Genomic DNA, 17,708 nt, shown 5'->3' on the forward strand with positions numbered 1-17,708 from the left:
AGTGCTGGCTCGGCAACGACAAGCGGTGATCCTCGAGGAGATCCGCCGCACCGGGGCGGTCCGGGTGAGCGACCTGGTGGTGCGCCTCGGCGTCTCGGACATGACGATTCGCCGCGACCTGGACGTGCTGGCGGCGCGCGGGGTCATCGAGAAGGTCTACGGCGGCGCGACCTCCGTGGTCGGGCGCAGCACGGACGAGCCGGGCTTCGAGGCGAAGTCCGTGCGGCAGCTCCCGGAGAAGGAGGCCATCGCCCGGCAGGCCGCCGCGCTGGTCCGCCCCGGCACCGCCATCGGGCTGTCCGCGGGCACGACGACGTGGACGCTCGCGCGGTTCCTGGAGGACATCCCGGACCTGACGGTCGTGACGAACTCGATCCGGGTCGCGGACGTGCTCCAGCAGGGCGGGCGCACCGACCGCACGGTGGTGCTGACCGGTGGCGTGCGGACGCCGTCGGACGCGCTGGTCGGGCCGGTCGCCGTCCAGGCGCTGCGGTCGCTGCACCTGGACGTGGTGTTCCTCGGCGTGCACGGCATGGCCGAGCGGTCCGGGTTCACCACGCCCAACCTGAACGAGAGCGAGACGGACCGCGCGCTCGTCGACGCGGCGGGCCGCGTGGTGGTCGTCGCCGACCACACCAAGTGGGGCACGGTCGGCATCTCCACGATCGCCGACCTCGACGAAGCTGATGTGCTGGTGACCGACGAGGGTCTGGCGGACGACGCCAAGGCGATCCTCGCGGAGCAGGTCGGGGAACTCGTGCTCTCGCACGTGCCCGGAAGGGGAGAGGAACTCGCGTGAAGGAAGCGTTGCGGCGGACCGCGGCGAAACTGGCTGATGGTCGGGAGATCATCTACTTCGACGACACCCCGGACGCGCCCCCGCGCACGGCGGTGGACACGAGGGACCTGCCGGAGTCGCAACCGCACTCGGAGGTCCGCCGCGACCCCCTGACCGGTGAGTGGGTGGCGATGGCGGCGCACCGCCAGACCCGCACCTACAAGCCCCCGGCCGACCTGTGCCCGCTGTGCCCGACGGCGCCGGGCAAGCCGACTGAGATCCCCGAGTCGAGCTACGACGTGGCGGTGTTCGAGAACCGCTTCCCGTCGCTCGCCGAGCACGTCCCCGACGTCCCGTCCACTGTGGACGGCATGCCGATGGTGCACCGCGCGGCGGGTCGCGGCCGCTGCGAGGTCGTCTGCTTCACCTCCGACCACAACACCTCGTTCGGCGAGCTGACCCCGCACCGGGTGCGGACCGTCGTCGACGTGTGGGCCGACCGGACCGAGGCGTTCGCGGAGGTCCCCGGTGTGGCGCAGGTGTTCCCGTTCGAGAACCGCGGCGAAGAGATCGGCGTGACGCTGCACCACCCGCACGGGCAGATCTACGGCTACCCGTTCGTGACGCCCAAGACCGAGCGGATGCTGTCGGTGGCGGGCGAGTACTTCGCCGAGCACGGCACGCACGTGATGGGCGACGTCCTGGCCGCCGAGCGCGCGGCGGGCACCCGGATCATCGCCGAGGGCGAGCACTGGACGGCGTTCGTGCCCGCCGCGGCCCGCTGGCCCGTCGAGGTCCACGTGGTGCCGCACCGCCAGGTGCCGGACCTGCCCGCGCTCACCGACGCCGAGCGCGACGACTTCGCGCACCTGTACCTGCGCGTCCTGCACATGATGGACGCGCTGTACGACCGGCCGCTGCCCTACATCGCGGCCTGGCACCAGGCGCCCGTGCGGACCGGCCGAGACCTCTCCTGGCTGCACCTGGAGGTGTTCTCCGTGCTCCGCACGAAGGACAAGCTGAAGTACCTGGCGGGGTCCGAGTCGGGCATGGGCGTGTGGATCAACGACGTCACGCCGGAGCAGATCGCGGAGCGCCTCCGTGGTTCCTGATTACTCACACCTGATGCCCAGGTGTGTTTAAGGGTCCTCTCAGGCGGGCAACGCACAGTATGGGCATGACCGAGAACAACCACGGTGCCGCCGAGGACCAGCCTCAGCCCGAGGCGCCGCAGACGCCGCAGCAGACCCCCACTGCCGTGCCGAGCGAGCAGCCCAGCCCGTGGGCCGCCAACGCCTCCGCTGCCCCGCAGCAGGAGTGGCAGCCGACCTCCGGTCCCGCCCACCCCGGTTTCCAGCAGCAGGGTGCTGGACAGCCGGACCCCGGCCAGCCAGGCGCTTTGCAGGGGGCGCCTGGCCAGCCGGGGACACCTGCTCCCCAGTTCGGGGCCGCTCCCCACCAGGGGGCGCCGACCTCGACCGGGGCGTTCTACGCCCAGCCGGGTGTGTCGTACCCCGTTCCGCAGCAGCAGCGCAGGCCCGGCCGCGGCCGGGTCGTGGCCGGGGTGGCCGCGGCGGTGCTCGCGGTCGGCGGGCTGTCCGGCGGCATCGGCGGCTACATCGGCTACCAGGCCGCCGTGGACGCGCAGCCGGTCACCAACGCGCTGAGCGCGCCGAAGCCCGTGCAGCAGAGCAGCAACGCCCCCGCCGGGTCCATCGAGAGCGTCGCCGAGAAGGTGCTGCCCTCCGTGGTGAAGCTCCAGCTCTCCGGCGGTGAGGGCTCCGGCATCGTGATCAGCTCGGACGGCTTCATCCTCACCAACAACCACGTGGTCGAGGGCGCGGCGGCGGGCGGCCAGATCCAGATCGTGTTCCAGGACGGCAAGACCGCGACCGCCACCATCGTCGGGCGCGACCCGTCGTCCGACCTCGCGGTGGTGAAGGCGGCGAACGTCACCGGCCTGCCGACGGCGGAGCTGGGCAACTCGGGCGACCTGAGGGTCGGCCAGCAGGTGGTGGCCGTCGGGTCGCCGTTCGACCTCCAGGGCACCGTCACGTCCGGCATCGTCAGCTCGCTGAACCGGCCCGTCCGGGCGGGTGGCGAGCAGGGCAGCCAGTCGTCCGTGCTGGACGCCATCCAGACCGACGCGGCGATCAACCCCGGCAACTCCGGCGGCCCCCTGGTCAACATGCAGGGCCAGGTCGTCGGCATCAACTCCGCCATCTACAGCCCGAACACCACGTCGCAGTCGCAGGGCGGTTCGGTCGGCATCGGCTTCGCCATCCCGATCGACCAGGCCCGGCGCACGGCCAAGGAGATCACCGAGACCGGCAAGGCCACCCAGACCGTGCTCGGCGTGTCGGTGAAGGACGGCGAGAACGGCGGCGCGCTGGTCAGCGAGGTCACCGCGGGCGGCGCGGCCGAGAAGGCCGGCCTCAAGGCCGGTGACGTGATCACCGGGTTCGACGGCCGCAAGATCGACACCTCCGACGCGCTGGTCGCGGCGGTCCGCTCCAAGGCCCCCAACGACAAGGTGAAGCTCACCGTCGGCGAGGACAAGTCGGTCGAGGTCACCCTCGGCAGCCAGGTCGTCGAACCGAAGTAGTCCGGACTCCCGGCGCGAATGCCCCTCGCGCCGGGCGCGGGTTCCCGGCGCGGGAGCAGGTGACGCAGGGAGAGCGAAGCTTCCCGGCGACAGGAACCCGAGAACACCCCGGCCACGCCGTGACAGGCCCCCTCACCCGTCACGGCGTGGCCGGGTGTTCCTGCTCCTGGCCAGTCCCGCGACCACGACGGCGGTCCACACGACGGTCAGCGCGACCAGCAGACCGGCCGGGTAGGGGCGGTCGTGCAGGCCCGGCGTGACCGGACCGGAGAACGCCCGCCACAGGTAGGGGACCGCCAGCAGCACCAGGACCCCGCTGACCACGAGGCCCGCGCCGACCGGTGCCCGCCACGGCGCGGGCAGCACGCGGGCGAGCACCGTGCCGCCGAGGCCGACGAGCGGCGCGAGCAGCACGTCGTGCAGGACCGGTCCGCCGAGCAGCCAGCCGCCCAGCGACAGCGGGCTGTCGGCCACCACCGGCAGCAGCTCCACCACGCCCCGCCCCAGCAGGACGACACCGACCGCCCCGAGCACCCACCGCATCAGCGCACCTCCAGCCGCGAGACCCACTTGGTCTGGAGCACGCCCGGCCTGCTGGGCGCGATCAGCCTGCACGGGAAGCCGTGGTCCAGCGTCAGCTCCTCGCCGTTCATCCGCAGCGCCAGCAGCGTCAGCGGGTCCGCCGAGTGCGTGCCGGGCAGCGTGGACGACCGGTACGGGCCACCCCCCTCCAGCGACTCGACCCGGAGGTCGCTCCCGGCGGGCAGGCCCGCCCGTGCCAGCAGGTCGCGCACCGGAACACCGGTCCACGTCGCGTCCGCGCTCCAGCCCTCGACGCACGCGATCGGCAGGTCGGCGGTCGTCTGGGGCATGGCCCGCAGCTCGTCGAGGGAGAACTCGACGTCACCGACCCGCAGCCGCCACGACGAGTCCGCCGCGACCACCCCCGCGGCCGACGCGAGGCGGTTGACCGGCACCCCCGTCGCGGACCGCGAGGCCAGCACCGACGCGGTCCGCAGCCACGGCACGGTGCCGCCGACGGTCGCGAGGACCGCCGCGCCCGTCGCCGCGCCCGTGGTGAGCAGGAAACCCCGTCGGCTCAACACCCCGGTGGCGGGTTCCTCGTGATCCGCGCGGGTGAGCGCCGCGCGGATCACCGGCAGCTTCACGGCGACGTGCACCAGCAGCGCGCCCGCGGCGATCCACGCGACGGCGTGGTGGGCGGTGGGGAAGAAGAACGCCCACGGGTAGTTCTGGGCGACGTTGAACACCCCGGTCAGCAGCTCGAAGAACGACGCGCCGATCAGCACGAGGATCGAGCCGCGCTCCAGCGCGTGCGGCACCGACCGGACCAGCGGCCTGCCGAACAGCTTCGGGTAGACGCTCCACAGCTTGGCCAGCAGCAGCGGGACCGCCGCGACGCCGGACGTGACGTGGACGCCCTGGGTGATCCGGTACAGGCCTACCGGCCGCGACGGCCAGGTGAACCACGCGGGCGGGTGCTGGATGCCGTGGCTGATCAGGCCGGTGGCGAAGCACAGGCCGAACGCGACCCCCAGCCACAGCCCGATGCGCGCGGAGACGCGCGCGCCGTGCGCCGGGCTGGTGAAGTCGGCTTCCCCCGGCGGGCGGAACCTCATGGCTGCTCCAGTTCGGCGAACCAGCGGCCCGCGCGCTCGACGAGCCAGCGGACGCGGAACCCGGCGTCGTGCGCGGCGGTCTCCAGCGCGGCGGGGTCGAGCCACGCCCAGTCGAACCACACGCCACCGGCGTCCTCGCCGCCGACGCGGGCGCGTTCCCGCCGGAGCCCGCACCCCGGAGGGTCGACCTCCAGGAGCACGGTGCCCCTGCCGTGCAGGAGCCCCCGGACGCGGCGCAGCAGCGCCGTCGGGTCGCCGCCGATGCCGATGTTGCCGTCGGCCAGCAGCACGTGCGACCAGCGGCCCTCGCCGGGCAGCGGCGTGAACAGGTCGCGGTGCAGCGCCGGTCCGCCGCGCGAGCGGGTCAGCGAGACCGCGACCTCGGAGTGGTCGACGCCGAGGGCGACGATCCCGCGCTCCACCAGCGCGGCGACCAGCCGACCGGGACCGCAGCCCAGGTCGACCGTCGGTCCCGCGCACGCGTCCACCAGCACCCGGTCCGCGGGGTCGGCGTCGGTGTGCCACCGGTCGACCGGCAGGTCGACCCGCCGCCCGGCACCCAGGTCGAGCCAGCACCGCGAGCCGCGCAGACCCACGTCGAACGCCGTCACCGGAACACGCCCACGAGCAGCGCCTCGGCGAACCGGCTGCCCGGCAGCACGGCGGCCACCTCCCGCGCGGTGGTCATGTCGTCCACGTCGGACAGCTCGGGCAGCAGGCCGATCCGCAGGCCGCTCCGCTCCAGCGCGGCGGCCGTCAGCGCGCCGGTGTCGTCTCGGGACGTGGGGACGGTCCGCAGCACGTCCGCCCGGTGGCCGTCGCGCAGGCCGAGCGCCCACCAGCCCCCGTCGGTGGCCGGGCCGAGCACGCCGTCGGCGTACCGCAGCGACCCGACGCACTCGTCCAGCAGCTCGGCGGTGACCTGCGGGGTGTCCATGCCGATCTGGAGGACGGGCAGGCCCGCGTTCAGGCGGGCCGCGTCGGCGTGGGCGTTGGCCAGCCGGGCCGGGAAGTCCGCTCCCCGCTGCGGCAGCAGGACCACGTGCCGCAGCAGGGAACGGATCTCCCGCGACCGCTCGGCCTTCGTGAGGTCACCCGTCAGCGCCACCACCGGCACCACACCGGGCGTGGCGAGCACGGCGTCGAGCGTGTCCAGCAGCGACGCCGCGGCGATGTCGGCCGCCTGCGCGGGCGGCACGGCCGGGCTGAGGCGGGTCTTGGCCAGACCGGGCACGGGGGCCTTGGCCACCACCAGGACCGTGGCGCGGGCGCTCACCGCAGCACCCCCGCCATGTCGCGGACCGCGCGGACCGTGCCGCGCACCGACCCGGAGACCTTCGACCTCGTGCCCGCGGCGCGCGGGCCGTAGGTGACGTCCCGCTCCTCGACCCGCCACCCCGCCTCGCCCGCGCGCAGCAGCAGTTCGAGCGGGTAGCCGAACGCGCGGTCCCGGATGCCCAGGTCCAGCAGGTCCCGGCGGCGGAACGCCCTCATCGGCGCGATGTCGCGCACCGGGAGCCCCTTGGCGCGCAGCAGGGTCGCGAGCACCGCGTTCCCCGCTCTCGCGTGCCACGGCCAGCTCCCGCTGGTCGTCGGCACCCGCCGCCCCACCGCCAGGTGCGCGCCCGCCCGCACCAGGGCCACCAGTTCGGGCAGTTGTCGGGGGTCGAGCGAGCCGTCCGCGTCGAGCACGCAGACGATCTCCGACCGGGCCAGTTCCACACCGGTGTGCGCGGCCGCGCCGTAACCCCTGCGCGACTCGTGCACCACCCGTGCGCCGAGGGCGGCGGCCACCTCGGGGGAGCCGTCGCGGGAGCCGTTGTCGACCACCAGCGCGCGGAAGCCCGGAGGCAGCGCGCGCAGCACGCCGGGCAGGGCCGCGGCTTCGTCCAAGCAGGGGAGCACCACATCGATCTCGTCCACACCGGACAGGGTCGGCGCGTCGCGCGGTCCGCGAAAGCCTTTGGCCGCTTACCGAATCATGACGTGCGAGGAGTTCTTACGGGTGTCTGACGGATCGGTTCCGCGGCCGATCGCGCGGGGTGTCCTGCCCTACGGTCCACCCGTGTCACGTGTCCGGTGGACGGTCCTGGGGGCCGCGGTTCTGGTCGTCCTCGCCGTCGTCGTCGGGGCGCTGCTCGGCGCGCGCCGCACGTTCGCCGGGTTCCCCCCGCTCTTCGCGGAGTGGCTGCCGCACATCGGTGTCGGCACGCCCCTCGCGCTCCTGGTCGCCGTGCTCGTCGTCGCCAGGGGACCGGAACTGGCCGTGCGGCTGCCGTGGCGCCGGGCGCTGGGCGCCGGTTACCTGGCGGCGGTGGCGTGGACGGTGTCGCTCGCGCTGGTCGACGGCTGGGAGCGCGGGTTCGCGGGCAGGCTCACCACGTCCGACGAGTACCTGCACGAGGTCCCCGGCGTCACCGACGTCGGGGCGGCGCTGCGCGGCTTCTCCGCGCGGATCCTCGACCACCAGCCGGACTCGTGGACCACGCACGTGTCCGGGCACCCGCCGGGCGCGCTGCTCGCGTTCGTCGGGCTCGACCGGATCGGGCTGTCCGGCGGGGCGTGGGCCGCGCTGCTGTGCGTGCTGGTCGGCGCGCTCACGGCGGTCGCGGTGCCGGTCACCCTGCGGGCGTGGGGCGGGGACGAGGCCGCCGCTCGCGCGGTGCTGCCGTTCGCCGCCCTGTTCCCCGGAGCGGTGTGGATCGGCGTGTCGGCCGACGGCCTGTTCGCGGGCGTGACGGCGTGCGGCATCGCCCTGCTGGCCCTGGGCAGGCCGGTGCTCGCGGGTCTGCTGCTGGGGCTGGGGGTCTTCCTGTCCTACGGCCTGGTCCTGGTCGGTGTCGTCGCGCTGGTGGTGACGTGGCGGCGGTGGCGCGCACTGGCGCTGGCCGTGCTGGCGGCCTCGGTCGTCGTGGCGGCGTTCGCGCTCGCCGGGTTCTGGTGGCTCGACGGCTACCACCTGGTGGTGCGCCGGTACTACCAGGGCATCGCGTCCGAGCGGGTCTACCACTACTGGGTGTGGGCGAACCTCGCCGCCGCCCTGCTCGCCGCGGGGTTCGCACCGGTCGCCGGACTCGCCCGCGCGCGCCGCTCACCCGCCCTCCTGCTGGTCGGCGCGGCCCTCGCGGCGATCCTGCTCGCCGACGCGTCGGGCCTCAGCAAGGCGGAGGTGGAGCGGATATGGCTACCGTTCACCGCGTGGCTGACGGCGGCGACCGCGTTCCTGCCCGCCCGCTCCCGGACGGGGTGGCTGGCGGTCCAGGCGGGCACGGCGCTGCTGGTCAACCACCTCCTGCTGACGAACTGGTGAGGCGATGACGAACGAAGGCACGGCTGTCGGACGCGTGCTCGTCGTGGACGACGACATGACCGTCCGCGACGTGGTGCGCCGCTACCTGGAGCTGAACGGCCACCAGGTCCAGCTCGCGGGCGACGGCGAGACGGCGCTCGAACTGTTCGCCGCCACCCCGCCGGACCTGGTCGTGCTCGACCTGATGCTGCCCGGCATCGACGGCCTGGAGGTGTGCAGGCGGCTGCGGCGGCACAGCTCCGTCCCCGTCGTCATGCTGACCGCGCTGGGTGAGGAGGAGGACCGGATCGCCGGGCTCCAGCTCGGCGCCGACGACTACGTGACGAAGCCGTTCAGCCCCCGCGAACTGGCCCTGCGCGTCACGTCCGTGCTCCGCCGCTCCCGCGCCGTCCAGGCCCCTCCACCCGTCCGGACCCTGGTCGACGGCGGCCTCGGCGTCGACCTCGGCGCCCGCACGGCCCGTCTCGACGGCGTCGAGCTGTCGTTGACCACCAGGGAGTTCGACCTCCTGACGTTCCTGCTGTCGAACCCCGGCAGGGCGTTCAACCGCGCCGAACTCCTGGAACGCGTGTGGGGCTGGGAGTTCGGCGACCAGTCCACCGTGACCGTCCACGTGCGACGGTTGCGCGAGAAGATCGAGACCGACTCGGCCCGGCCCACGCGCATCGCCACCGTGTGGGGCGTCGGCTACCGCTACGACCCGGTTGCCGGAGGTGGTCGCTGATGCTCGTCGAGATCTCCCACATCGCCCCGTTCGCGGTCCTGTTCTCCCTGCCGCTGGCGCTGCTCGGGGCCTGGCTGCTGCTCCGCAGGCTCGTCCACGGCTCGCTGGCGACGGCCCTGTCCGTGCTGGCGATCGTGCCGGTCCTCGCGACCATCGGCGGCGTCCTCGCGGTCAGCCAGTTCATGTTCACGCCGATCATCACGACGACCGTGCTGGTCTGCACGCTCGTCGCGGTCGTGACCGTCCCGATCGCGATCGTGCTCGGCCGCAGCATCGCCCGCCGCAGCGTCTGGGAGCACGAGGCCAGGGCCCGCGAGCGCGCCGCCGAAGCCTCCCGCCGCGAACTCGTGGCGTGGATCAGCCACGACCTCCGCACCCCGCTGGCGGGCATCCGCGCCATGGCCGAGGCCCTGGCCGACGGCGTCGTCCACCAGCCCCGCGACGTCTCCGACTACGCGGGCCGCATCAGCACCGAGGCCGACAAGCTCTCCGCGATGGTCGACGACCTGTTCGAGCTGTCCCGCATCACCGCGGGCGCACTCCGCCTGACCCTCTCCGACGTCCCGCTCGCCGACGTCGTCAGCGAGGTCGTGGCCGCCGAAGGCCCGGTCGCCCAGCGGAAGGGCGTCCGCCTGGAGGCCAGCGCCGACACGTGGCCGGTCGTCCTGGGCAGCGACCCGGAACTCGCACGGGTGATCCGCAACCTGCTCTCCAACGCCATCCGCCACACCCCGCCGGACGGCACCGTCGCCATCCACGTGGACGTCGACGGCCAGGAGGCCAGGCTCCAGGTGGACGACGCGTGCGGCGGCATCCCCGAACCCGACCTGTCCAGGGTGTTCGAGGTGGCCTTCCGCGGCACCCCGAGCCGCCAACCGGTGGGCGGGGGCCTGGGCCTGGCCATCGCCCGCGGCCTGGTGGAAGCCCACAAGGGCACCATCGACGCCCAGAACCACGGCCCCGGCTGCCGCTTCGAGGTCCGCCTGCCCCTGGCCACCGCGATGGCAGGCTGAGCCGCGTCCCGTCAGCGCAGCGGGTCGGTGGCGAAGGCCTTCACCCCGGTGGCGAAGCTGGTCAGGGCGTGGAAGCCGAGGCGGCGGGTGGCCTCGGTCGGGTCGGCGACGACGTGGCGGACGTCGGCGGTGCGGGCGCCGCCGACGATGCGTGGTGCCGGGCCGTTGGTGGCCAGTGCCAGTTCGGTGGCCAGGTCGCCGACCGTGCGGGGTTCGCCCGAGCAGATGTTCAGCGGGGTCAGGGTGCCGCGGGGTGCCTCGGCGTGCAGGGCCAGGACGTTCGCCCTCGCGACGTCGGTGACGTGGACGAAGTCGCGGCGCTGCCCGCCGTCCTCCAGGACCGTGGGGGCCCGGCCGTCCTCCAGGGCCGAGCGGAAGAGGGACGCGACGCCCGCGTACGGGGTGTCCCTGGGCATCCTCGGGCCGTAGACGTTGTGGTAGCGCAACGCCCAGACGGCGCCGCCGGTCTGGCGGGCCCACGCCGCCGCGTAGTGCTCCTGGGCCAGCTTGCTCGCCGCGTAGGTGCTGCGCGGGTCCAGCGGGGCGTCCTCGGGCACCAGGAGGGGTTCCAGGGGTGCGCCGCAGTGCGGGCACGGCGGTTCGTAGTCGCCCGCGTCGATCGACTCCCGCCTGCGCGGCGCGGCGCGGACGACGTCGTGCGCGGGGCAGCGGTAGCGGCCCTCGCCGTAGACGACCATCGACGACGCGAGCACGAGCGTGCCGACCCCCGCCTCGTGCATGGCCGCCAGCAGCACGGCGGTGCCGTGGTCGTTGTTGAACGAGTACAGCGGCGCGTCCGACGGGTCGAGGCCGTGACCGACCACGGCGGACTGGTGGCAGACCGCGTCCACACCCCGCAGCAGACCCGCCACGACGGCCGGGTCCGCCACGTCGCCGACCACGACCTCGTGGCGGTCGGTCCAGGACGGTGCCGGGCCGCTGTGGGCCTGCGGGAGGAGGGCGTCGAGCAGCACGGGCTCGTCACCGCCGTCGGCCAGCGCGTCGGCGACGTGGGACCCGATGAAACCGGCGCCGCCGGTGAGGAGAACTCGCACGTGGACGACGTTAGGACCGCGGGGGCCGCGACACCCGGTCCCGGAGCGACACGTCATGGAACCGTCAGATCCGGCCATTGGCTACGGTTGTCCGCATGGAACGCAGCGCGCAGCGCCTCGGCCGCGCCCTCGTCGTGATCGTGGACGACCGGGTGGCGCACGGTGAGCACGACAACAGCACGGGACCACTGGTCACCGAACTGCTCGAAGAGGCAGGTTTCATCGTCGACGCGACAGTCGCGGTCGAGGGCGAGGTGGTCGACATCCGCGCCGCCCTCAACACCGCGGTCATCGGCGGCGTCGACCTCGTGGTCACGGTGGGCGGCACCGGCGTGTCCCCGCGTGACGTCACCCCCGACGCCACCCAGGGCGTGCTCGACCGCCCGATCCCCGGCATCGCCGAAGCGCTCCGCGGCTCGGGCCTGGCGGCGGGCGCCGTGGACGCGGGCATCTCCCGCGGCCTCGTGGGCGTCTCGGGCAGCACCCTGGTCGTGAACCTCGCGGGTTCACGGGCGGCGGTCCGCGACGGCATGGCCACGCTCTCCACCCTCGTGCCGTACGTCATCGAACAGCTCTCGGGCCTCGACGAGGCATGACCGACCACCTGGAGGACGACGCCGTCGCCGCGGAAGCGGCGCGGCGGCGTCGCCTGGCCGAGGTGTTCGGCGACGTCCTGCCGGACACCACGTCCGACGAACGCGGCCCCGACCAGGGCGACGCCGACCGCGAGTCCTGGTACCGGGAGAACCGCCCGCCGCACCACGGCGGCTGACCCCCTCGGTCGAACCCGTGGTCCGGGGGCACCGGACCCGGTGTACCGCCGGTAGGGACACGACGACCTCCGAGCAGGTCTCGATGGCCGTGGTGGTCGCCCAGCGGTCTGGTGTGGTGCTTCCCTCGGATCGGTAGGGCTTGCGGGCCGGGCGGCGTTCGAGGCGCCGGACGGCTTCGGCGTGGTGGCGGTGCGTTGGTCCCGGCGAAGGCGTACCAGCACGATGCTGCGCGGGGTTGTTCGCCTGGCGATCGCGGTCCAGCCGGGTGGCGTCGCGCCCCGCCCGAGGACGCCCTCCACCGGGCTGACGCCGCACGGCGCGGCGGACGCTCCTCAGCCGTGCGGGCGCGGGGTGCACCGGGCGGCCCTGGCTCTCGCCGAGCGGACCGTCGCGGTTCCGGGCACGGCAGGCACCGTGCTGCCCAACCCGGCGGACAGCGTGACAACCGTTGCGGCACAACGCACGCAGATCGCCGGCGAGGTCGAGAGGACACGCGCCGCGCACCCCGTGCCGGGATCCTGATCTCCGTGCTCGGCATCGGGTCTGAACCGCCGCCCGGATCCTGCTCGAAGTCGGCGACGCCTCCGGATTGGCACCTGGCCACCGGTGCCGGGATCGCCCCGGTCATCCGCGGCTCCAGCGCCAGGACGGACTACCGGCACCCCGAGCCCGCTCCGAGCGGGGCAGCGGCTTGAGGACCTCACGGGGACACCTGCCCTGGTCCGTGCGCCACGCGCGATGATCGACCGTCACGCGGTCGAGCACCCACCGGTCCGCTCGAACGAACCGCGCGGAGATGGCCCGCTCTCCCGGCCGCTCTGGCCGGCGGGGTCGGCTGCGCCGGCCACGAACCCGGCGAGCGGACCGCCCCGGACCCGGCTCAGCCCCGGCGCTGCTGAGCCGCCAGCAGGTCGCGGATCTCCTTCAGCAGCTCGGTGTCCGTGGGCTCGGACGGGCCGACCTCCTTGCCGCGCTCGCGACGCTCCTTGATCTTGTTCATGGGCAGCACCAGGATGAAGTAGACGACCGCGGCGACGATCGCGAAGTTGATGATCGCGGTGATGATCGCGCCGAAGTCGATCAGCGTCTTCTCGTTCGCCTCGATCAGCTTGTACGCGAAGCCGTTGACGTTGCTGCCGCCGACGGCCGCGACGATCGGGTTGATGAAGTTCGACGTGAACGCCGTGACGATGGACGTGAACGCAGCGCCGATGACCACGGCCACGGCCAGGTCGATGACGTTGCCGCGCATCAGGAAGTCCTTGAAACCCTTGAGCACAGCCAACTCCTAGAAGATGTGGGGACGAGCAGGGGTTAGCGGAGGGTAACGGCCAATGGCCGTTCCAGTGACACCGCCGCTACGCGTGTCGCATTCTTCCTGCTCAAGCCCAACACCACGAGTCGGTCCGGTTTCACCTCCCGCACCGCCAGCACCGTCGCGCCCTCCGCCAGGACCTCGGCGTCCGCGCCGACCACGTCGACCCGGCCGCCCGGTCTCAGCAGTTCGGCGACCCCGGCGTCGGCCAGCCGCACGGCCACGGAGGTCGCGTCCGGGTCGGCCGAGGTCAGCCTGACGTCGGTGATCGGCTCACCGGCCCTGGCCGCGCCCGTGAGCGCCTGCCCGACCACGGCGTCGACCGACTCCGCGACCCCTGACGGTCTCTCCGCCAGCGGCGCGAGCCGCAGGTCGGCCGAGGTGAGCACGACACCGGGCGCGAGGTCGTGCGCGGCGACGACCGCGGCGGCGGGTGGCCGGGAGGGCCAGAGGGCGAACCCGACGGCGAGCAGCGCCAGCACGAGGGCCGCCGCCTTGCGCAGTCCGGACAGGAGGTGGAGGGGCACACTTCGACGTTAGGGCTGGTGACGGCCTTGGAAAAGCACGAACCCCCGAGCTGTGGACAACTCGGGGGCCTGTGGACAACTCAGCTCAGGAAGCGGCCTTCGCGGGCGTGCTCGCCGGAGTGGTGCTGGGAGTGCTGGGAGTGGACGGCTTCGTCTCGGTCGCCGCGGGCGTGCCTGCCGCGGCGGGCGTCGACGCGCTGCCGCCCGAACGGCTGTCGGTGCGGTAGAAACCGCTGCCCTTGAACACGACGCCCACGTTGCCGTAGAGCTTGCGCAGCCTGCCGTGGCACTCCGGGCACTCGGACAGGGCCGAGTCGGTGAACGACTGCACCGCGTCGAAGCGGTGGTCGCACTCGGTGCAGGCGTACTGGTAGGTCGGCACTTGCCCTCCACGAGCTTCATCCGGAGTTGGCACTCGGACACAACGAGTGCCAATACTGCATCATGCGCCTGTCGGGTCGTGGCGCGCAAACAAGTTGGTTGAACGTCACACGACGAGCAGGCCCGACGGGGTGAGGACGGCGGTCATCCGCACGTCGTGCGGCTCGACGGGCAGGTCGTCGACCACCTCGGCGTCCCGGACCACGGCGACCAGCGGCGCGTCCACCCCCGGCAGCGACCGGTCGTAGTGCCCGCCGCCCTTGCCGATCCGCGTCCCGCGCCGGTCCACCGCCAACGCCGGGACCAGCACCAACGCCGCCGACGCCAGCGCGGACGGGCCCAGCGGCTCGCCGGTCGGCTCGCGCAGTCCGTGCGGGCCCGGTCGCAGAGCGTGTTCACCCGTGTACTCAGCCCACTCGAGTGGTGCCGCGCCGACCACGATCGGCAGGAGCACCCGGAACCCGGCCGCCCGCAGCACGTCGAGCAGCTCGACCGAACCGGGTTCCGACCCGACCGCGAGGTACGCGCACACCGTCCCACCAGCGGCGACGTCGAACTCCGCGACCACGTCGAGCACCCCCGCCGCCAGCGCGGCGGCGTCGAGCGCCCGTTCGGCGGCGGGCACGGCCCGGCGGGCCGCCAGCAGGCGACCGCGTTCTGCCGTCTTCCGTTCGAGTTGATCGGACGTCATGGGAGGTAACCCTAGGTACGGCACTACGCTCGTCCACCATGAGCTCGACTCGCGCCTTCCGCACCGCAATCGTGCCCGCAGCCGGTCTCGGGACCCGCTTCCTGCCCACGACGAAGGCGGTGCCCAAGGAGCTGCTGCCCGTCGTCGACACCCCCGGCATCGAGTACGTCGCGGGCGAGGCGGCCGAGGCGGGCGCCACCAGGCTGATCATCGTGACGTCGCCCGGCAAGGACGCCGTCGCCGAGTACTTCCGCCCGCAGCCCGAGCTGGAGGCCACGCTCGAAGGCCGGGGCAAGCACGAGCTGGCCGCCAAGGTCCGCCGCGCCGAGCAGCTGTTCGAGACCGTCGAGACGGCGATCCAGGAGCGGGCGCTGGGCCTCGGCCACGCCGTCGGCTGCGCCGAGGGCAACCTGACCGGCGAGGACGAGGCCGTCGCCGTGCTGCTGCCGGACGACCTCGTGCTGCCGACCGGCGTGCTGGCCCGCATGGCCGCCGTCCGCCAGGAGCACGGCGGCACGGTGCTGTGCGCGTTCGACATCCCGCGCGAGCAGATCTCCGCCTACGGCGTGTTCGACGTCCGCGACACCGGCGACGACGACGTGAAGGAGGTCGTCGGCATGGTCGAGAAGCCGAAGGCCGAGGACGCGCCGTCGACGTTCGCCGCGGCCGGTCGCTACTTGCTCGATCGGGCGATCTTCGACGCGTTGAAGCGCATCGAACCGGGCGCGGGCGGCGAGCTCCAGCTCACGGATGCCATTGCCCTGCTCATCTCCGAGGGTCATCCGGTCCACGTCGTCGTCCACCGCGGCGGACGACACGACTTGGGCAATCCGGGAGGATTCCTCCGAGCTGCGGTTGACTTCGCACTCGAGCATCCCGACTACGGGCCCGAGCTTGGGGAGTGGTTGCGGGAACGCCTCGACAACTCTTGAGCGGGGTTCAACGATGAGGTCAGTGGACGAGCAGCTCGCCAGGGTGATCGCCGCCGCGGTGCGGCCGGCCCCGGTGCGGGTCGCGATCTCCGAGTCGCAGGGGTTGCTCTGCGCCGAGGAAGTCGTCGCGGAACGCGCGTTGCCGGGTTTCGACCAGGCCGCCGTCGACGGCTACGCGGTGCGCAGCGTGGACGTGCAGGGCGCCGGTGAGCAGTCGGTGCAGCTCCCCGTGGTCGGCGAGATCCCGGCCGGGTCGCGGCAGCCGCGCAGGCTGCAACCGGGCCAGGCGGTCCGGGTCGCGACCGGTGCGCCGCTGCCCACGCTGGCCGACGCCGTCGTGCCGCTCGGGTACACCGACGGCCACCAGGCCAAGGTGACCGTGCAGCGCCCGGTGCCGTCCGCCGCGTTCGTCCGGCGGACCGGCGAGGACGTGCAGACCGGCGACATCGCGGTCCGCCGCGGCGCGTCCATCGGCTCGGCCCAGGTCGGACTGCTGGCCGCCGTCGGCCGCAACAAGGTGCTCGTCCACCCCCGGCCGAGGGTCTCGGTGATCTCGGTCGGGGAGGAGCTGGTCGACGTCGACCGCACGCCCGGCCAGGGCCAGGTCTACGACGTGAACTCCTACGCGCTGGCCGCCGCCGCCCGCGACGCGGGCGCCGAGGTCAGCAGGGTCGGCATCCAGTCCGCCGACCCGCGCAGGCTGCGCGAGGTCGTCGAGGGCAGGCTGCTGCTGTCCGAGATCGTCGTGGTGGCCGGTGGCGTCGGCGGCGTCGTGGGCGACGAGGTGCGGGCCGCGCTGGCCGACCTCGGCGACCTGGACGTCACGCGCGTCGCCATGCACCCCGGCTCCGCGCAGGGGTTCGGGCGGCTCGGCCCCGACGCCGTGCCGACGTTCCTGCTGCCCGCGAACCCGATGAGCGCGCTCGTCGTGTTCGAGGTGCTGGTGAGGCCCCTGATCAGGGCCGCGCTCGGCAAGCGCAACCCGTACCGCCGCGCGGTCGCGGCCCGGCTGCTGTCGCCGCTGACGTCCACCAAGGGCCGCCGCGGCTTCCTGCGCGGCCAGCTCCTGCGCGACGCCGAGAACGGCGAGTACCTGGTCCAGCCCCTCGGCACGTCCGGCTCGCACCTGCTCGCGTCGCTGGCCGAGGCGAACTGCCTGATCATGCTCGAAGAGGACGTCACCGATGTCGCGGTAGGCCAGGAAGTGTTCGTCAGCTTCCTCGCCCAGCGCGGATGAGCGCCTCGTTCCACCTGGAGTCCAGCAGGCACCCCGGCTGGCCTGCGAAGCTCGGCCCGCTGCGGGTGCGGGCGGGCGTCGTCGCCCTGCGACCGCCCAAGCTGTTCGACGGCGGCGCGTGGAGCCGCATCCGGCTCCGCGACCGCTCCTACCTGGAGAACTGGGAACCCACCGCCGCCGACGGCTGGCACGAGCGCAACTCGGTGCTGTCGTGGCCCGCGCAGTGGTCCTCGCTCCGAGCGCTCGCCCGGCGCGGCCAAGCGCTGCCGTTCGTGATCACCGTTGACGACGAACTGGCTGGTCAGATCACCGTCGGCAACATCGTCCGCGGCTCGCTGCGCTCGGCGTGGGTCGGCTACTGGGTCGCCGCGGACCGCGCCGGGGGAGGCGTGGCCACCGCCGCGCTCGCGCTCGTCGTCGACCACTGCTTCGGCGAGGCCGGACTGCACCGCCTGGAAGCCACCGTGCGGCCCGAGAACGCCGCCAGCCTGCGCGTCCTCGGCAAGGCCGGGTTCCGCGAGGAGGGGCTGTTCCAGCGCTACCTCGACGTCGCGCACGCCTGGCGCGACCACTGCTGCTTCGCGATGACGAGCGAAGAGGCGTCCCCGGAAGGCCTGGTGCGCCGATTGGTCGCCGGGGGCAGCGCCCAGATCCCCTGAGCACAGCGTCCAACTGCCGTAAAGGGCTCACCCAAAAGTGGGTGATAAAGCACACCTTCGTACGTACC

21 protein-coding genes are annotated in these 17,708 nt (G+C 73.4%); 11 read left to right on the forward strand and 10 right to left on the reverse strand.

Annotated features, from left to right (window positions below; translation table 11 throughout):
• Position 1: 1 nt before the first annotated feature.
• From VFZ92_RS41460 to VFZ92_RS41470, 3 genes are all read left to right on the forward strand, one after another.
• Positions 2 to 799 (forward strand): DeoR/GlpR family DNA-binding transcription regulator, encoded by a 798-nt coding sequence (locus tag VFZ92_RS41460; protein WP_259624585.1) that lies wholly within the window; start codon positions 2 to 4, stop codon positions 797 to 799.
• Between the two features lie 8 nt (positions 800 to 807).
• On the forward strand, positions 808 to 1,890 hold the full coding sequence (gene galT / locus VFZ92_RS41465) for a galactose-1-phosphate uridylyltransferase (RefSeq protein WP_330883610.1): 1,083 nt from the start codon (positions 808 to 810) through the stop codon (positions 1,888 to 1,890).
• Positions 1,891 to 1,955: 65 nt separating this feature from the next.
• Positions 1,956 to 3,383, forward strand: coding sequence for a S1C family serine protease (locus tag VFZ92_RS41470; protein ID WP_330883536.1), 1,428 nt, complete (start codon positions 1,956 to 1,958; stop codon positions 3,381 to 3,383).
• Between the two features lie 132 nt (positions 3,384 to 3,515).
• Here the strand turns inward: VFZ92_RS41470 and VFZ92_RS41475 are convergent, their stop codons facing one another.
• Genes VFZ92_RS41475 through VFZ92_RS41495 form a run of 5 tightly spaced genes read right to left on the reverse strand, consistent with a single transcriptional unit; the run spans position 3,516 to position 6,937 of the window.
• Complete coding sequence (locus VFZ92_RS41475; RefSeq protein WP_330883538.1) at positions 3,516 to 3,926, reverse strand: hypothetical protein; 411 nt, start codon at positions 3,924 to 3,926, stop codon at positions 3,516 to 3,518.
• Complete coding sequence (locus VFZ92_RS41480) at positions 3,926 to 5,023, reverse strand: molybdopterin-dependent oxidoreductase (protein WP_330883540.1); 1,098 nt, start codon at positions 5,021 to 5,023, stop codon at positions 3,926 to 3,928. Before VFZ92_RS41480 ends, VFZ92_RS41475 begins: the two co-directional genes overlap by 1 nt.
• Entirely contained in the window at positions 5,020 to 5,634 is a 615-nt protein-coding gene (locus tag VFZ92_RS41485) for a class I SAM-dependent methyltransferase (protein WP_330883544.1), read from the reverse strand. Before VFZ92_RS41485 ends, VFZ92_RS41480 begins: the two co-directional genes overlap by 4 nt.
• On the reverse strand, positions 5,631 to 6,299 hold the full coding sequence (locus VFZ92_RS41490; RefSeq protein ID WP_330883546.1) for a TIGR04282 family arsenosugar biosynthesis glycosyltransferase: 669 nt from the start codon (positions 6,297 to 6,299) through the stop codon (positions 5,631 to 5,633). Before VFZ92_RS41490 ends, VFZ92_RS41485 begins: the two co-directional genes overlap by 4 nt.
• The gene (locus VFZ92_RS41495) at positions 6,296 to 6,937 is read right to left on the reverse strand and encodes a glycosyltransferase family 2 protein (protein WP_330883612.1); all 642 of its coding nucleotides are present in this window, start codon (positions 6,935 to 6,937) and stop codon (positions 6,296 to 6,298) included. Before VFZ92_RS41495 ends, VFZ92_RS41490 begins: the two co-directional genes overlap by 4 nt.
• Positions 6,938 to 7,088: 151 nt before the next feature.
• Here VFZ92_RS41495 and VFZ92_RS41500 point away from each other — a divergent pair, with 151 nt between their 5' ends.
• Genes VFZ92_RS41500 through VFZ92_RS41510 form a run of 3 tightly spaced genes read left to right on the forward strand, consistent with a single transcriptional unit; the run spans position 7,089 to position 10,070 of the window.
• Positions 7,089 to 8,333, forward strand: coding sequence for a hypothetical protein (locus VFZ92_RS41500; RefSeq protein WP_330883547.1), 1,245 nt, complete (start codon positions 7,089 to 7,091; stop codon positions 8,331 to 8,333).
• 4 nt (positions 8,334 to 8,337) lie between these two features.
• Complete coding sequence (locus VFZ92_RS41505) at positions 8,338 to 9,057, forward strand: response regulator transcription factor (RefSeq protein ID WP_330883549.1); 720 nt, start codon at positions 8,338 to 8,340, stop codon at positions 9,055 to 9,057.
• The gene (locus VFZ92_RS41510; RefSeq protein WP_330883551.1) at positions 9,057 to 10,070 is read left to right on the forward strand and encodes a HAMP domain-containing sensor histidine kinase; all 1,014 of its coding nucleotides are present in this window, start codon (positions 9,057 to 9,059) and stop codon (positions 10,068 to 10,070) included. The genes VFZ92_RS41505 and VFZ92_RS41510 overlap by 1 nt, the downstream gene beginning before the upstream one ends.
• An 11-nt stretch (positions 10,071 to 10,081) precedes the next feature.
• On the opposite strand, the gene VFZ92_RS41515 is transcribed toward VFZ92_RS41510, so the two are convergent.
• Positions 10,082 to 11,125: an NAD-dependent epimerase/dehydratase family protein gene (locus tag VFZ92_RS41515; RefSeq protein WP_330883553.1), complete on the reverse strand. Its 1,044-nt coding sequence runs from the start codon at positions 11,123 to 11,125 to the stop codon at positions 10,082 to 10,084.
• Between the two features lie 95 nt (positions 11,126 to 11,220).
• Here VFZ92_RS41515 and VFZ92_RS41520 point away from each other — a divergent pair, with 95 nt between their 5' ends.
• Positions 11,221 to 11,721 carry a MogA/MoaB family molybdenum cofactor biosynthesis protein gene (locus VFZ92_RS41520; protein WP_106185590.1) on the forward strand — a complete coding sequence of 167 codons (501 nt, stop codon included), beginning with the start codon at positions 11,221 to 11,223 and terminating at the stop codon, positions 11,719 to 11,721.
• On the forward strand, positions 11,718 to 11,897 hold the full coding sequence (locus tag VFZ92_RS41525) for a hypothetical protein (protein WP_330883557.1): 180 nt from the start codon (positions 11,718 to 11,720) through the stop codon (positions 11,895 to 11,897). Before VFZ92_RS41520 ends, VFZ92_RS41525 begins: the two co-directional genes overlap by 4 nt.
• An 881-nt stretch (positions 11,898 to 12,778) precedes the next feature.
• On the opposite strand, the gene mscL is transcribed toward VFZ92_RS41525, so the two are convergent.
• The 4 genes from mscL to VFZ92_RS41545 all read right to left on the reverse strand — a co-directional run bounded on the left by mscL (position 12,779) and on the right by VFZ92_RS41545 (position 14,812).
• Positions 12,779 to 13,177, reverse strand: a complete 399-nt coding sequence (gene mscL, locus VFZ92_RS41530) for a large conductance mechanosensitive channel protein MscL (RefSeq protein WP_330883559.1) — start codon at positions 13,175 to 13,177, stop codon at positions 12,779 to 12,781.
• A gap of 35 nt (positions 13,178 to 13,212) precedes the next feature.
• Positions 13,213 to 13,740 (reverse strand): SAF domain-containing protein, encoded by a 528-nt coding sequence (locus VFZ92_RS41535; protein WP_330883561.1) that lies wholly within the window; start codon positions 13,738 to 13,740, stop codon positions 13,213 to 13,215.
• Between the two features lie 85 nt (positions 13,741 to 13,825).
• Positions 13,826 to 14,122 carry an FmdB family zinc ribbon protein gene (locus tag VFZ92_RS41540; protein WP_330883563.1) on the reverse strand — a complete coding sequence of 99 codons (297 nt, stop codon included), beginning with the start codon at positions 14,120 to 14,122 and terminating at the stop codon, positions 13,826 to 13,828.
• 105 nt (positions 14,123 to 14,227) lie between these two features.
• Complete coding sequence (locus VFZ92_RS41545) at positions 14,228 to 14,812, reverse strand: 5-formyltetrahydrofolate cyclo-ligase (RefSeq protein ID WP_330883565.1); 585 nt, start codon at positions 14,810 to 14,812, stop codon at positions 14,228 to 14,230.
• A gap of 38 nt (positions 14,813 to 14,850) precedes the next feature.
• Here VFZ92_RS41545 and VFZ92_RS41550 point away from each other — a divergent pair, with 38 nt between their 5' ends.
• The 3 genes from VFZ92_RS41550 to VFZ92_RS41560 are packed head-to-tail and all read left to right on the forward strand — an operon-like array spanning position 14,851 to position 17,640.
• Positions 14,851 to 15,744 (forward strand): UTP--glucose-1-phosphate uridylyltransferase, encoded by an 894-nt coding sequence (locus VFZ92_RS41550; protein ID WP_330883567.1) that lies wholly within the window; start codon positions 14,851 to 14,853, stop codon positions 15,742 to 15,744.
• 13 nt (positions 15,745 to 15,757) lie between these two features.
• Positions 15,758 to 16,981: a gephyrin-like molybdotransferase Glp gene (gene glp, locus VFZ92_RS41555; RefSeq protein ID WP_330883569.1), complete on the forward strand. Its 1,224-nt coding sequence runs from the start codon at positions 15,758 to 15,760 to the stop codon at positions 16,979 to 16,981.
• Positions 16,978 to 17,640 carry a GNAT family protein gene (locus VFZ92_RS41560; RefSeq protein ID WP_330883571.1) on the forward strand — a complete coding sequence of 221 codons (663 nt, stop codon included), beginning with the start codon at positions 16,978 to 16,980 and terminating at the stop codon, positions 17,638 to 17,640. Before glp ends, VFZ92_RS41560 begins: the two co-directional genes overlap by 4 nt.
• The last annotated feature ends 68 nt before the right edge of the window (positions 17,641 to 17,708 follow it).

Origin of the sequence: Umezawaea sp., from assembly GCF_036375055.1 — a bacterium.
Lineage (GTDB): Bacteria > Actinomycetota > Actinomycetes > Mycobacteriales > Pseudonocardiaceae > Umezawaea.